Annotated in this window: 9 protein-coding genes; 7 read left to right on the plus strand and 2 right to left on the minus strand. The window is 42.7% G+C overall.

Translation table 11 applies throughout. The features are described 5' to 3' along the window. Positions 1–21: 21 nt before the first annotated feature. The 5 genes from LCH52_05240 to LCH52_05260 all read left to right on the plus strand — a co-directional run bounded on the left by LCH52_05240 (position 22) and on the right by LCH52_05260 (position 5,999). A complete protein-coding gene (locus LCH52_05240) occupies positions 22–489 on the plus strand; it encodes a mobile mystery protein A (GenBank protein MCA0387881.1) in 468 nt (155 codons plus the stop codon). Further along, positions 480–1,076 (plus strand): mobile mystery protein B, encoded by a 597-nt coding sequence (locus LCH52_05245; GenBank protein MCA0387882.1) that lies wholly within the window; start codon positions 480–482, stop codon positions 1,074–1,076. The genes LCH52_05240 and LCH52_05245 overlap by 10 nt, the downstream gene beginning before the upstream one ends. A gap of 134 nt (positions 1,077–1,210) precedes the next feature. Continuing rightward, positions 1,211–3,004, plus strand: coding sequence for a translation elongation factor 4 (gene lepA, locus LCH52_05250; protein MCA0387883.1), 1,794 nt, complete (start codon positions 1,211–1,213; stop codon positions 3,002–3,004). Between the two features lie 93 nt (positions 3,005–3,097). Continuing rightward, positions 3,098–3,937 carry a signal peptidase I gene (gene lepB / locus LCH52_05255; protein ID MCA0387884.1) on the plus strand — a complete coding sequence of 280 codons (840 nt, stop codon included), beginning with the start codon at positions 3,098–3,100 and terminating at the stop codon, positions 3,935–3,937. Positions 3,938–3,947: 10 nt separating this feature from the next. Next, on the plus strand, positions 3,948–5,999 hold the full coding sequence (locus LCH52_05260) for a S8 family serine peptidase (GenBank protein ID MCA0387885.1): 2,052 nt from the start codon (positions 3,948–3,950) through the stop codon (positions 5,997–5,999). A 61-nt stretch (positions 6,000–6,060) separates the two neighbouring features. On the opposite strand, the gene LCH52_05265 is transcribed toward LCH52_05260, so the two are convergent. Together LCH52_05265 and LCH52_05270 are read right to left on the minus strand one after the other, a co-directional pair. Beyond that, complete coding sequence (locus LCH52_05265) at positions 6,061–9,165, minus strand: CHAT domain-containing protein (protein MCA0387886.1); 3,105 nt, start codon at positions 9,163–9,165, stop codon at positions 6,061–6,063. A 28-nt stretch (positions 9,166–9,193) separates the two neighbouring features. Further along, entirely contained in the window at positions 9,194–11,185 is a 1,992-nt protein-coding gene (locus tag LCH52_05270; protein ID MCA0387887.1) for a caspase family protein, read from the minus strand. A gap of 211 nt (positions 11,186–11,396) precedes the next feature. Here LCH52_05270 and LCH52_05275 point away from each other — a divergent pair, with 211 nt between their 5' ends. Next, positions 11,397–15,041 carry a caspase family protein gene (locus tag LCH52_05275; GenBank protein ID MCA0387888.1) on the plus strand — a complete coding sequence of 1,215 codons (3,645 nt, stop codon included), beginning with the start codon at positions 11,397–11,399 and terminating at the stop codon, positions 15,039–15,041. An 82-nt stretch (positions 15,042–15,123) separates the two neighbouring features. Then, a partial coding sequence (locus LCH52_05280; GenBank protein MCA0387889.1) for a hypothetical protein occupies positions 15,124–15,520 on the plus strand: 397 nt, incomplete at its 3' end.

The following is a 15,520-nucleotide window of genomic DNA, read 5'->3' on the forward strand; positions in this document are numbered from 1 at the left end:
ATTTCAATTTATAGCTTTAAAATGAATAGACAGAAAAGAAAACTGGAACTGAGTCAGCTTCGAAGTAAAATGTCCAGGATCGCTTCTCTGGAATCAGCAATAGCTGTTCCAAAGGCCGGTTGGCTCTTTGCCATAAGAAGAGCAATGGGTATGTCACTGAGGCATCTGGCAACGAGACTTAACATGTCGCCTCAAGGGATTGCACAATTGGAAGAAAGAGAGAGGGATGAAACTGTCACCCTCGGGAAATTGCGCGAAGCAGGCAATGCAATGGGGATGAAACTTGTTTACGGATTTATTCCAATTAATGAATCAATGGAAGAGCTGGTACTAAAGAGAGCAATACAAATTGCCACTGAGATTGTGCATCAATCTGCTCATACTATGGAATTGGAAAATCAGGGGGTCTCCAACAGTAGAATTGATGAAGCAATTAATGATATTATCCGCGATTTGATTGAAAATAAACCGGGGAAATTATGGGACTGATTCCAGATTACGAAGATGAACAGACACCGTTGGAACCGGATGAGATGGAAGGCTTACTGATCAAAACTATATCAACTCGTGGAGAACTCGATGAATTTGAACAGCTCGGGGTCGCAAACGCTGTAAAATGGGTTCGTTTAAGTAATTTTAACACTTATGAAATTCTCTCTGTTGAATTTATTCAGAAGTTACACAGGGTTATGTTTAAAGATGTGTGGAGGTGGGCTGGTGAATTCAGAACGACGAACAAGAATATTGGTGTTGATAAATATCAAATCAGGCTTGAACTCAAGAACCTTTTGGAGAATTGTAATTTTTGGATAGAAAAGCAATCTTTCCGGTACGATGAAATAGCAATCCGATTAAGTCACAGATTGGTCGTAATCCATCCATTCAGCAATGGAAACGGCAGACACTCAAGGCTTATGGCAGACATTCTGATTTCCAAATATTTTAATCAACCAATGTTTACATGGGGAAGCAGGAGCCTTGTAAAAAAAGGAGAAGCAAGAAGTGCATATCTTACAGCTCTGAAAGAAGCAGATGGTATGAACTATCAACCGCTAATGGATTTTGCCCGATCATAGAACAAGATCCAAATAAAAAAATCAAGTTACTTGTTTTAAGTGGACGAAAAAATCACCATAAACCGGTAAAATCCTTCCCCTATTTCTTTGTAACTTTGTAGTTACGAAAATTTAAAATTCCGAACCGGAGATAAATGAATAATATCAGAAACTTCTGCATAATTGCACACATCGACCATGGCAAAAGCACCATCGCTGACAGGCTGCTGGAAACCACCGGAACTGTAAGTGACCGGGAAGCCAAAGCCCAGATACTCGACAGTATGGACCTCGAAAGAGAACGCGGTATTACCATCAAATCACATGCCATTCAGATGGAATACAAGGCTAAAGACGGGGCTGGTTATGTTCTGAATTTGATAGACACTCCGGGGCATGTCGACTTTACATATGAAGTTTCCCGCTCCCTCGCTGCATGCGAAGGTGCCCTCCTGATAGTGGATGCCTCACAGGGCGTAGAGGCTCAGACAATTTCAAATCTCTATCTGGCAATTGGTGCCGGTCTCGAAATAATTCCCGTGCTAAATAAAATTGATTTACCCGGTGCTGAACCCGACAGAATTGCCCAGCAGGTAATTGAATTGCTCGGCTGTAAAAAAGAAGAGATTATCTACGCCAGCGCAAAAACCAAAATTGGAATTGTTGATATACTTGAAGCAGTGGTTGAAAAGATACCGCCACCAAAAGGCGATCCCGACAAACCTCTGCAGGCATTAATCTTTGACTCCGTATTCGATCCCTACAGAGGTGCCATCGCATATGTAAGAGTAATGAACGGTGTCATAAAAGAAAAAGAAAAAATCAGATTCTTCGCCCATGATAAAGAGTATATCGCCGAGGAAGTGGGTACACTTCGTCTCGGGAAAATAAGAACCGGTTCCATTACGGCAGGTAGTGTCGGCTATATCATCGGTGGCATAAAAGATGTTAAAGATACCAAGGTGGGTGATACCATCACTCACTCAAAAGGTGGAGCTGAAGATCCTCTTCCGGGGTACCAGGAAATAAAACCGATGGTTTACAGCGGTCTTTATCCCACGAACACAGAAGATTTTGAAGACCTCCGTGATGCACTCGACAAATATATTCTGAACGATGCATCCCTCATTTACGAACCCGAAACTTCTGCCGCACTGGGATTCGGTTTCCGTTGCGGTTTCCTCGGGCTGCTTCACATGGAGATTGTTCAGGAACGCCTTTTCAGAGAGTTCGACCAGGCAATCATTACCACTCTCCCCAATGTGGAATATATAGTTTACAAAAGAAACGGTGAAAAAATCGTTGTTGATAATCCCGACCATATGCCACCTGCAGGGGATATCGATATCATTCAGGAACCGTATGTAAAAGCACAAATCGTCACCCCAAGCGAGTATGTCGGCGGTATTATGAAACTCGCCATGGATAAAAGGGGTATCTACAAAAATACGACCTATATAGACCCCACAAGAGCCGACTTAAGCTTTGAATTCCCTCTTTCTGAAATCATTTTCGATTTTTATGATAAATTGAAATCAATCTCAAGGGGTTACGCCTCGTTTGATTATGAACTGATTGGTTATCAGGAATCTGATCTGATTAAACTGGATATCCTCCTTAACGCCGAACCTGTTGATGCTCTTTCCATGATTGTCCACAGGTCAAAGTCGTACGACTGGGGAAGAAAAGTCTGCGATAAACTAAAAGATCTGATTCCGCGTCAGTTGTTCGAAATTTCAATTCAGGCTGCAATCGGATCAAAAGTGATCTCTCGTTCAACTGTAAAAGCCATGCGTAAAAATGTTATCGCTAAATGCTACGGCGGCGACATTTCCCGTAAACGGAAACTCCTCGAGAAACAAAAAGAGGGTAAAAAACGGATGAAACAGGTAGGAAATGTGGAAATTCCGCAGGAAGCGTTCCTGGCAGTACTTCAGATTGAAGATTAAAAAGTGGAATTCACAGTCATGGGGAGCCGGTTCTCCCCTTTTGCTGTCTGATTCCGGGTTTCACCACACATCAATTCCCGTTTAGAATAATCCTTGCCAAACAAAAAGTTTTACGGTAAAATAGGTTTTATTCTCTTCCTGTTTCTTATGATAGTCCTGACCCTCCGTCTTTTTTTCATCTCAACTTTCAGGATTACCACCAACTCAATGGAAGCATCCCTTGAACCGGGCGATTTTATAGTGGTAAACAAGTTCCTCTTCTCAAGGCAGGAACCTCTAAATATCCCGTTAACAAGCATCGAAATTCCCTTCTTCACATGGGCGGGTTCATCCCAACCGGAGAAGAATTCCGTTATCGTCTTCAAGTTCCCCGAAGGGAGAAAAGACGATTTCAGTAACCCCTCGTATGTGAAAAGGCTGATTGCTCTTCCCGGCGATACAGTAAAAATTGAAGCCGGCGTGGTCTATGTGAACGGAAAGAAATCACCTCTGCCCGAACACCTCAAAAAGAAAAAAATAAAACCCCGGTCAGAGAATAATTCTCAACTTTTCCCCGGTTATGATGACTGGAACGAGGACTGGTACGGACCCCTCTACATTCCCAAAAAAGGAGATACCATTTCCCTTAACATCAGCAATTATCTGCAATGGGAAGAGGTAATAAGCAAAGAACGAGGTGACACTTCTCTCACGATTTTGGGGCATAAATTCCTGTTAAATGGTAAAGAAATAAATAGTTATATTGTACAAAACGATTATTATTTTGTGTTGGGAGACAACCGGGATAACAGTCTCGACAGCCGGTTTTGGGGATATGTCCCCTACGATTACATTATTGGTGAAGTATCATTCATCTACTGGTCGGTAAATCCCTTTTCAACGGGCTTTTTCCCCGATCTTAAATTCAACAGATTCTTTAAAGCAGTTAACTAAGGTTTTTGTTATGAAAAATCTTCTTTTCCTTTCTCTTTTGTCCGTTTTTTTCCTAATCCCTGTCGCAGCACAGGAAAACTTCATGGTGTTCCTGAAAGACAAAGGATTCACAGGCAGTTTTTCACCCGGTTCACAGATTTGGAATCTCACTGCCGCTTCTCTCTCTTCAGAAAGCATCATGAGAAGGATAAAAAATCTGGGCAGCTCCTCTTTTATCTCTGAAGAAGATATTCCTGTTTCGAACAGTTACATTTCACGGCTTGAACTCGCGGGTGCAAAAGTAAGATGGATATTGAAGTGGTTCGATTGTGTCTCCGTATCTGCTGACAAAAAGACGATTGAAAAGATCAAAAACCTCGATTTTGTAAAAAATGTCCGTCCTGTCATCAAAATAAAAGTCCCCCTCGAGTTCCGAAACACTCTTAATCCTCTCGATGAAGAATTGCTGGCAACGGCAAATTCCACCTCAGCCATGCCTGTTTCACATCTCAATACCCCGTTTTCGTTGCCTTCGGGACAATCTGACAGGTCCGAAGAGGATGCAAAACTTTATGGTGGATCCTATATTCAGTATAAAATTTCCGATGTCCCCGATGTAAACAGAATGGGTGCGAAGGGAAAGGGTGTCAGAATTGGTGTACTCGATTCCGGATTCGACTGGCAGCGTCACGAAGCTCTTAAAACCAGAAAAGTAATTGCTGAATACGATTTTGTAAAAAAAGATAATGTAACTGCAAATCAGGATGGCGATCCAGCAGGGCAACACGGTCACGGCACTTTCTGTTTCTCCGTTTGTGGTGGATATATGGAAGGGAAACTTGTCGGTCCTTCACACGAAGCCACCTTTGTTCTGGCAAAGACTGAAACAACAGAATTTGAACGGATGGTTGAAGAAGACAATTACGCAGCCGCTATTCAGTGGATGGACAGCATCGGAGTCGATATAACAACGAGCTCCCTCGGATACACAGTTTTTGATGATGCCACATACAGATATGAAGACCTTACAGGCGAGACTGCCATTTGTACAAAGGCAATTAATTACGCTTTTTCAAAAGGAATTCTGACATTTACTGCCTCGGGTAATTCGGCAGGTGACCCGTGGTTTTATGTTTCAACCCCGGGTGATGGCTATCAGGCTCTCGCCATCGGTGCTGTGACAAAAAACAGAGAAATAGCTGACTTTTCCTCGGGTGGTCCTACAGCAGACGGAAGAATAAAACCTGATTTTTCTGCTGCCGGTGTATCGGTATTTGGTGCTCTTGCTTCCTCAAAGAACAAATTTGAGAGATCAAACGGAACCTCTGCTGCCACTCCGATCGCCGCAGGTATAGGCGGACAGCTACTTTCACTTTTCCCTCATCTTAAAAACACCCAGGCAAGATTTATCCTGAGATACACATCCGACCAGAGACTCCTGGCTGATAACCTTTACGGTTACGGACTTGTCTCCTCACTTGAAGCAGCGACACATCCTAATCTTGAAGTGATGAAAAACGGTGACATAAAACTGCACAAGAGATTCAAAGATGAAGTTAATGCCAAAAGCGTCTATCTTGTTTACAAGACAGGCTACAAAAAAACCGAACGGCTCAAAATGAACAAGGTTGCCGGTGATTATTACACAGTCACACTTCCTGCCTCTGTAAAAAAAGAGACGCTTGAATTTACATTTGATGCAGGCGAAAAAACTGACGGTGTAAATTATCCCTCAAAAGGAAGAAAATATTATACACTTCCCGGAAATGAGAATGTGTTTATCTCCACCCCGGCGAAAATAGATATCAAATCGTTCTCAAGGGAAAAAATTGCGAAATTTACCGGAGTGAATCCAAGAATCTACACCAAGTATAAAACAGGTGCAAAAACAACCGAGATTGTCATAAGAGACATTGCAGGCAACCATGTTGTGACAATACCTGTCAAAGACCTTGCATACGACAACAGAATCATCTGGACCGGTCATGACCGCTTCGACAAAAAAGTACCTGTGGGAATCTATACTTCCACAGTTATGATTGATGGAAGACCCTCGAGCAGACAGATATTCTTTAGAAAATAAAGGCAAACAGCTTTTCTGAATAGCGGAATGACTATATATTTTTAGTCGTTCCGCTTTTTTTCTATTTTCCGATCAGAACAAAAGCTCCCCAATAGTAAGGTTGAGGATAGTCTTTCATAAGTTCAATCTGAGCCTGTCGAAGTGCAGCCGGTTTGTTAAATCCGGTGGCATATTTCCCCATAAACTTAATCATCAACTCTTTGGTTGCGTTGTCATCAACTTTCCAGAGACTCATTAGAATTGACCCTGCTCCGGCTCCCAGAAAGCCCCTCTGAAGCCCGAAAACACCTTCACCGTTGTTTACCTCACCAAGGCCCGTTTCACACGCAGAGAGGACAACAAGGTCGGTGCCAACAAGATTCATTTGCGAAGCTTCGAAAGCGGTCAAAATTCCGTTCTCAGAGAACTGCGATCTCTTCTCATCCGGTGAATTCAGGAAAGTCTCCGCTCCTGTCAGAAAAAGTCCGCTTCGAAGCATGGGGTTCTCAGAGGCTTTTCTGGTTTCTGTCCCCATAAAAAAACTCTCTTTATAATCTGATTTGGGAGATGGTGAAAAATATCCGTGAGTTGAAATCGAGAGCACTGCGGGAGCAGAAACATTTTTGACATTCGATTCGGTTGCCTGATCAAACAACAGCGATTCCACTTCCCACCCGTTTCCTTTAAGTATCCCTGCCGTGCTGAGCGCCTCTTCTTTGGTTCCGGGTAACATTTGAAGGTCATATTTCTTCATGCTACCGGTATTCACATAAACTTCCCTGCTCGCTCCTGAAACATCCTTAAGGCTGTCCAGAGTCAGATCATAGTTCGGATATCCGACCAGTACCGCAGTTTTGTTACGGGATTGTTTCCCATCTGTTTTTGCCAGATCAACGGGACTTGAAATGTAAACAATCTCATACTCCTCTATCAGATATTTGCCGGTTTTTGTGTTTTTAATCGTGTTAAAATTAACCTTGTAAAACTCGCCGTCAAGACTGAAATAAATTCTTTTAATTCCTTTTAACCGTTCTGCAAGCGGGGCAAACAGTTCAGCATAAAAGTCAGGTTTCAGTTCAGGTTTTGCAGTCAAATCTATTACCTTGTCATCGTCAGGATCAGGTGAGGTTTCTCTGCTTCCCTCCTGATTTGCTATGTTTAATGCAGGGATAACAATTGTATCCAGCCTGTTTCCGTCCTTGAATTCGTAATATACCGGCTCTGCACTTGAATCATCTCTCGTGATGAATGCTGCATATCTGTTATGGTTAAATACTGCAAGCTCTGTCCATTTCTTATCGAAATATGGAAATTTGATCAGATCAACTATCGCTTCATCGGGTTTCAAACTCTTTTTAATCTCCTCCCACTTGTAATCAGGAATCATAACGAAATTTTTATACACCGAAGACCTGTTCATTAATTCCTTTTCTATCCCGTTCGACTTCTCTTCGAGTGAATCAAGATTGTAACCCGAACTCTTCCGCTGATCTTCGGTTTGGGAATAGAGATCAGATATCAGTTTCTTTATGTTTAAAAGTTCTGAATAAAGGGATTTTATCCCGGAATCGTTCGAAAAGCCAATAAAAGCCTTAGTATTTACAGTTGAGTTAAGCACAAGTCCTTTTCTGAAGATCAGTTTTTCGTAAATTCTCTTTTTCTCCGCATCGGGTTTTGCAGAAATGGTGTTCAGTGCAAAATTGTAGTAGAGGTCAAACTGTTTCGCCAGATATGATTTCTCCAGCTCACTCAATCCCGAAAAAGAAGATTTAATCCATTTTTGTGAAAGCGACAGTGCCTGCTCAAGCAGTGGATTTACTTCATTTATTCTGCCGGCATAAAAATAGAGCCCCCCAAGAATCAGCATTGAAGTAAAACTGTCGGGATGCCCCTCTCCCAGAGCTTTTTTCCGTAGCCTCAATACATCTTTAAGAATGGGATCGGCTTTATCATACTGATCTGACAAATAATAGAGTACTCCGAGATTGCTGTAAACAGTCAGATACTCTGAATGTTCCTCACCGAACACCTCTTTTAAATACTTCAAGGACTCCATCAAAAGCGGTTCAGCTTTTGTATAATTGCCCGTCATTGCATAATACTGGGCAAGATTTTGTCTGGTGGTTGCTATCAGATGATGTTTTTCACCATATGCTTTTTTATACACCTGCAATACTTCGAGTAAAAGTGGCTCAATTTTCTCCGTTTTCTTTGTGGAATAATATAAAGAAGCGAGATTATTGAGGGATTGCGCATATTGTGGATGAGAGGTGCCTAAAACTTTTTTATAAATCTCGATAGCCTTTAGAAGAAGTGGCTCTGCCTTGCTAAAGTTACCCATGTTATTGTAAAGCACACCGAGGTTCATTATGCCTGTTGCATATTCTTCACTCGATTCACCAGGATTTTTTTTCTTTATCTGAACTGCACGGGAGAGATAAAATTCCGCTTTGTTGTAATTTCCCAAATAGTAATAAAGCATCCCGATTCCATTGAAGGGGTCTGCAAGATTAACATCTTCTTCACCAAAAGCCTTCTTGAAAATACCAATCACTTCCAGATAGAGTGGTTCGGCGTTTGAATAATTTCCCATGTCTCTGTATAAAGTCGCGAGATTATTTAGACTTCCACCGTAATATGGATGCTCTTCACCGTAAACAGCTTTGTAAATATCTGAAGCTTTTAATAAAAGAGTCTCACTCTTACTAAAATCCTTTTGGATAAAGTAAAGTGTCGCGAGATTTGTCAGTGCCTTCCCATACTCGGAACTTTCCTCTCCATAGATATCCTCGTTTATTTGAATCGCCTTAAGAAGCAGTTCCTCGGCTTCTTTGACCCTACCCAGTGCCTGCCATGCCTGAGCAAGAGTGCTTATTATTGTCGCATAAATCGCGTCATCACCTTCGGAATAGCTGTTCATTCCTTTCTCGAGTAATGTCGCCGCTTTTGCAAAATTTGAAGAAGCATTATATGAAAAAGCAGCTACCAGAATTGCATAGTAGTATTCGGGAACAAGGTCGTCGTCTTCCTCAAAAATCGCAATTGCCTTCTCAGCATTTATCAATGCATTCTTGAAGTCGTTCGATTTGTAAAATTCGTATGCAGTATTGTAATACTCCTCCCCCGTCTGTGAAAAAAGTGGAACCGACAAAAGGAGAAATGACAAAAAGAAAATTTTAGTTTTCATGATACTGTCTGTTTTTTTAAAGTCTTTTTCACAACCGTTTTTTACGGATTGTGATTTTAAATGTGGATATTTTTTCATCCTGCAGGACATCAAGCGTTCCTCTGCTCATAAATCCGTCATCCATTTTCATTATCTCTTCAAGAATGGAATTGTTGCCGCCATAGTTACCCGGATCATCACCTGCAGAGCGCATGAAAGCATACCTGAGGTCAAGTGGCTGAAGAGTAAAAATAATTTTAATGGTCTCCGATGTGTAGTTGAAAGGAGACTTGTTTCTGAATCGATATACAAAATTTGGTATAACAAATTCTTCTCCCGGCTCGATGAAGTAATTTGCAGGGCTCTCGTTTTTTTTCAGCCATGGAATCAACAGCATTATTCTGGAATCCTCTTCGATACTGACGATGTTAAAAAACGCTTTCCTTTCTCCCGTATTCCTGATTTTTATCATGAAATAATTATCGTCACCCACAGTCAACACCCCGTCTTTGAAATAATCTTTAATCTGAAGTGTATCGGTAACTTTTCTTTTATCCTTGTCGAACCTTACCGGAATCAGTTCCATCCCGGGTGTGATATCGGGATAGTTGAAATTCATCGATTCAAATAGGCGAGCTTTGGTGAAATTCCGGATCACTTGCTTCAGCCTGGCTTCATCTTTTGTTTCATCAAGCAGGACAGTGCCCGTACCGGTTGAGACTACTTTAAAGAGCCCCGGAGTTTCTGATTTTTCTATTGACAAATCACCTGCATCCTTTTTGTCAACAATTTTGGCGAGTTTGAATTTCTTCACATCTTCGAGAAAACCTTTTGGAAGAATTTGCAACACATCCCCTTTTATCGCAATTTTTACTGTGTCCAGGGGAAGTGAAGCCTCCCGCAACCAGCACCAGACAGCCTGTGGTGTCAGATCGCCGGGAAGTTTTTGAAGCTTCACTATCGATGTAAGGGAGCCTGAAGAAACAACCTCACCGGTAAAATAAAGCATCTGCCCCGTGGTATCGGTCATTCCTGCCTTGTAAAAAGCAATTTTTGACGATGGATATATGCCGGCGATCTTTCCACCCGAGAGGAGAGCAAGTTTTTTTTCATGATCAAATTCCAGTACATTGAAATATTCAGGAGCCACTGTCAATCCTTCTCCAAAAACGGGGAGGTCGATTCCTTCCCCTTCTGCAACAGGATTCTGATACGGTACTATCGTTGACATGGTGGAGATTATTCCGGCAAAAAGTGACCTGTATGACACTTCCTTTCCGGTATTACTGGTGAGAGCTTTGTTGAAAGCATAAGACAGGGAGCCCTGATCGAGATATTCGTAATTCAGTTCATCGGCTCTTGCTGCTGAAAGAACAGTCATGGGTGAAAGCTTGCCGTTCCCTTTTGTCAAATCCTTTTCGCCGAATGTGAGACCGTCCTTAATCGCTTTTTCAACAACCGAGCCCTTTTTTATCAATAGATTTCCGATCCCGCGGGATACTTTTCCTTCGCCCCTTGTACCCGAACCCGAAAAGCACGCATCGAGCAAAACCAGAACCTGCCCCTTTTCTCCAGCCTTCTCTCTGATTTTGTCGAGTTTTTCCCCTAGCAAATCATCCCGGATGTGCTCCTCACCCCTGTAGGTATCTGAAAGGTACTGCTCCGCTCCATAACAGCAGATGCTTTCATCCACACCATCCGGTTCGTCACCGTTGTCATCGGGAATTCCCTGTCCGTGAGCAGAAAAGTGGATCACAACCATGTCACCCGCCTTGGTATCTTTTTCGAGTCTGGTCAGCTCTGCGAGTATGTTCTTTTTCGTAGCCTGACTGTTTTCAAGAATGCGAAAATCCTTGAATCCCTGCTTTTCAAGTGCTGATTTTATCAGAGGGATGTCATTTTCGGAGGAGATTCGTTTGAGATATTTGTAGTCGCCTATGGCAACTATGAGACATTTCCTGCCTTGGCTGACCTGAGCTTCCACAGGGAATGTAAAGGATAACGCGAGACTGAAGGAAACAATAACAAAAAAATTTTTCATTCCAACGCCAATAAAAAAGTGGGTATCCACACTTCCTTCCAGGCGGTTGGAAGTGTCACCTGACCAAACTTATGTATTCCCGGCAAGATAATTTATATCCTGAATCACAACCTAATGATATTTTTTTAAATTTCTTTGCTCTGTTCCTGCTTTTGATTATTTTTAGTCTTATAAAAGCAAAAATGATCAATTTTTATTTGAAAGTACTCCGATGAGAGTGTTTTTCCTTTTACTCCTCGCTGTTCCAGCCTGTTTTTCACAGAATAAACCCGAACTCATTCTCCCCGTTGGACACAAGGATATTGTCCGCTCTGTGGATTTTAACCCCGATGGCAGTCTTCTCCTTTCCTCAAGCTGGGACAACACAGCCAAGCTTTGGAATATTAAAACCGGGTACCTTCTGCGAACCATGACGGGTCATACGAAACAAATTAACGGTGCATGTTTCAGCCCCGATGGAACCAGATTTCTTACCCACTCGTGGGATAAGTCGGTAAAAATCTGGGAAACTGCCACAGGAATGCTCCTGCACAATCTCTATATCGATACTGTCTCCATTACAGGTGCGCAGTTCAGTCCCGATGGTAAACGAGTGCTGGTGACGGGTTATGAGGGAATAACCAATGTCTGGGATGTAAATACAGGTGAAGTTGCATTTTCTCTCAAAGGACAAACCGGAACCATAGAATCGGGAAAATTCAGCCCTGACGGTAAATTAATCGTTACGCTATCGTGGGACAAGACTGTAATAATCTGGGATGCCTCAAACGGCAAAACTGTTTTAACTGTTGAAAATGATTCTCCATGGCCCCTCCAAACGGGATTCTCACCCGACTCAAAATACTTTTTCACCACTTCAATGGATGGAGTGGTTAGACTTTGGGAGGTGAAGTCAGGAAAACTTGCCGGTAAATTTATGGGACAGCCCGATGCCGAAAACACAGCAATTTTCAGTCCTGATTCCAAACTGTTTCTGACTTCGAATCAGGGTGATACGATTCGTATCTGGCAAACGGAGACCGGTAAACTTCTCAATGAAATTGTTTACTTCCTCGAAAATCCGGGTAATCTGTGCGACATGCTGTTTACTCCCGATGAAAAAAAACTCGTTGTCTCCTATCTTCAGGCGAACCCCGTGGTTTGGGACATGAATACGCTCGGCATGGTCAGTCTGGTTTCCGACATGCCGTCACTCGTTGGCGCCACCACCATTAGCAATGACGGAAAAACCGCAGCATTCGGGGATTATAACGGGCGTGTCCTCACATACGATCTCGACAAAGGAGCCACTGTCCGTGAATTCAAAGGTGGTACCGCATCCGTAAGAAGTGCCGAATTCAGCAAAGACGGAAAGCAAATTGTGGTTCTCTCAGAAGGCGAAACAATCAGGGTTTGGGATGCTCTTTCAGGAAAGATCAAAGGGAAACTCGGTGATGGAATCCCCGGTGGATGGTTTGCCTCCTTTAGTCCGGACGGTGAAAAAGTGCTTACAACAGGTTGGAACGAGAATATTTTTGAGTGGAATCCGGTTACTAAAAAAATTATCTCTGACATGAAACTCGCTTCAGCTTTTATTTACAAGGCTGCTTACAGTCCAGATGGAAAAAGAATTGTAGCCATAACGGATGATTCTTCAGGAGTTGTCTTTAATGCAGAAACAGGCGCTGAAATAAACAGGTATAAATGGTTGTACGGTGACATGCAGACTTTTGCATTCAGTCCTGACGGCAAGTCCATAGCAACGGCAATGAGGGACAGTCTGGTTCTTCTTATCGACCCGTTTACAGGGAAAAAATTTAAATCTTTTACGGGACATCATTCGTTTGTTATGGCTGTTGCCTTTTCGGCGGACGGGAAAAAAATTGTATCAGGCTCACTCGATCATACTGTCAGAATCTGGGATGTACAAACCGGCAGGGAGCTTTTAACCCTGGAAGGTCATCCGGAGCCCGTCAATCTCGTTGCATTCAGCCCTGACGGTAAACAGGTTATCACATTCAGCGAAGACAAGCTGGCAATCATTTGGGATGCCATTTCCGGTCAGATGGTAAAGAAATACCCGTTGACCGGTCTGGCTTTCGATCTTTCTTTCAAAAGAGGGCTTCTGATCTCTCACAAAAACAGTCTCCTGACTTTTTACGACATAGCTACCGGTGTTGAACTCTTCTCCTTTGCATCCTTCGGTGAAAATGACTGGGTTGTTCTTCACCCCGGAGGGCTTTTTGATGCATCCCCCGGAGCGATGGAAAGCATGTACTATGTCCAGGGACTCGATGTGATTGCTTTCAGCCAGTTGAAAGATAAATACTGGGAACCGGGTCTCTTTGAAAAGATGATGAATGAAGAACAGCTCCGTTTTGTCGAAGCAATCGACAAGGAATTAAAACTCTGGCCCGAAGTGTCGGAATTCGAATTCAGGGAAAACTACGGGAAAGTCAAGGTCTCAATAGAAAACAAAGGTGGAGGTATCGGTAAACTCCAGATATTCCTCAACGGGAAAGAGATGTCCTCTGATGCAAGAGATGGCAAAATCAATCCAAAACAGAAAAATGCCACTATTACCATCGATATAAAGAATCATCCGTACCTTGTCAATGGTGAAAACAAACTCGAGGTGGTAACCTGGAATGAGTCGGGCACACTCTCATCTTCGGGCGATGTGGCAGAGTTCATCTATGAGAAACCAAATCTTGCCCCTTCAATATTTATTGTATCGGTCGGGGTTGGTGATTATACCGGTGACAAACTCGATCTCAAATATGCGGGAAAGGATGCGAAGGATTTTATGACCGCCACCTCCCTTGGTGCTGAACATCTTTTCACAAAAGAAAAAACTCATAAATACCTCCTTTCCACCGATGACAAGAACGGAACAATGCCCACAAAGGCAAACATCCAAAAAACATTTACAGACATAGGCAAAAAAGCAAATTCCGAAGATGTAATTGTGGTCTATCTTGCAGGACACGGAATCAACCTCGGTGGAGACGAAAGCGATCTCTATTACCTCACACAGGATGCCTTCTCACCAAATCCCGAAGTTTACAAGGACGAAGCGGTCAGAAAGTCCACCACCATTTCGGGAAGTGAGATGATCGAAATGCTTAAAAATGTCGCTGCCTTAAAGCAGGTTCTTATTATTGACGCCTGTGCTTCGGGCAAACTGGTAGACAACCTCGCTGAAAAAAGGGATATCTCGAGTTCCATAGTAAAAGCCATGGAAAGGATGAAGGACAGAACCGGACTTCACATCATTACTGGAAGTGCTGCCGATGCTGTAAGCTACGAAGCAAGCAAATACGGCCAGGGTCTCCTCACCTACAGCATTCTTTCCGGGATGAGAGGACTTGCCCTTAAAGACAACAAATCGATTGATATCAGCCTCCTTATGCAACATGCCCGTGAAATGGTGCCAAAGCTCGCTGAAGGTATCGGTGGAATTCAGGAGCCCAGAATCTTTTCACCAAAAGGTGCGGAAAGTTTCGATATTGGCATACTCGATGACAAAGAGAAGGCTTTGATACCTCTGGCACAGGAAAAACCTGTATTTGTAAATTCCGTCTTTCTCGATGCAAACGATCTCATTGATGTTCTTTCCCTTTCCGAGAAAATCGATGATCGTCTTTCATCAATTTCTGAACTGGGCACAGCAGCGAGACTGATTTTCTGGAATGTGAAAAGCTATCCCGGTGCCATGAAACTGACCGGCACATACACCGTCAAGGGAGATAAAGTGGAAGTGACATTCAAAATCGTAAAGGATAAAAACACAGTAAAGTCATTTACCAAAACAGGAAGTTCGAATAATCTCGAAAACCTTATAAACGAAATTGTGAATGCCATAGTTTTTAAGTAGTCGTGTTACCTGTGTCACACTGAAAAGCGACAAGTCAAAAACCCGGGAACAACAATTTAGTGACTTCGGTTAAAGACTCATAATGAAAATCTTTAATTCAGTTTATAACAAACAATCATCAATCACCAACAACAAAGGTATCACAATGAAAATCAACACCAGATTTTTCGCATTCGCATTGGCAGCACTATTTCTGCTCAACTTTGCAGGTTTCTCACAAAAGCCACCAAAGATCATTAAGAGCCCCACAAATGTTGCGTCCAAAATTGTCAATGTAAACAAGATCGATTTCAAGGCTGAATTCGGTTCCTCCAACAGTGCTCTCTCGAAACTCGGAGAGATCATCAGTGACGGCAGAAGAGACGGCGATGTAAAAGCCCTCGTTTCAGCAGCCATGATCCTCTTCATGGAAGAAGCAGCCACAGGAAAGAAAGCTTCTGTAACCGGAAAAGCACTTCTTGAAGAAGCCACTACAAAAG

This window comes from Bacteroidota bacterium (assembly GCA_020161395.1).
GTDB lineage: Bacteria > Bacteroidota > Ignavibacteria > Ignavibacteriales > Ignavibacteriaceae > UTCHB3.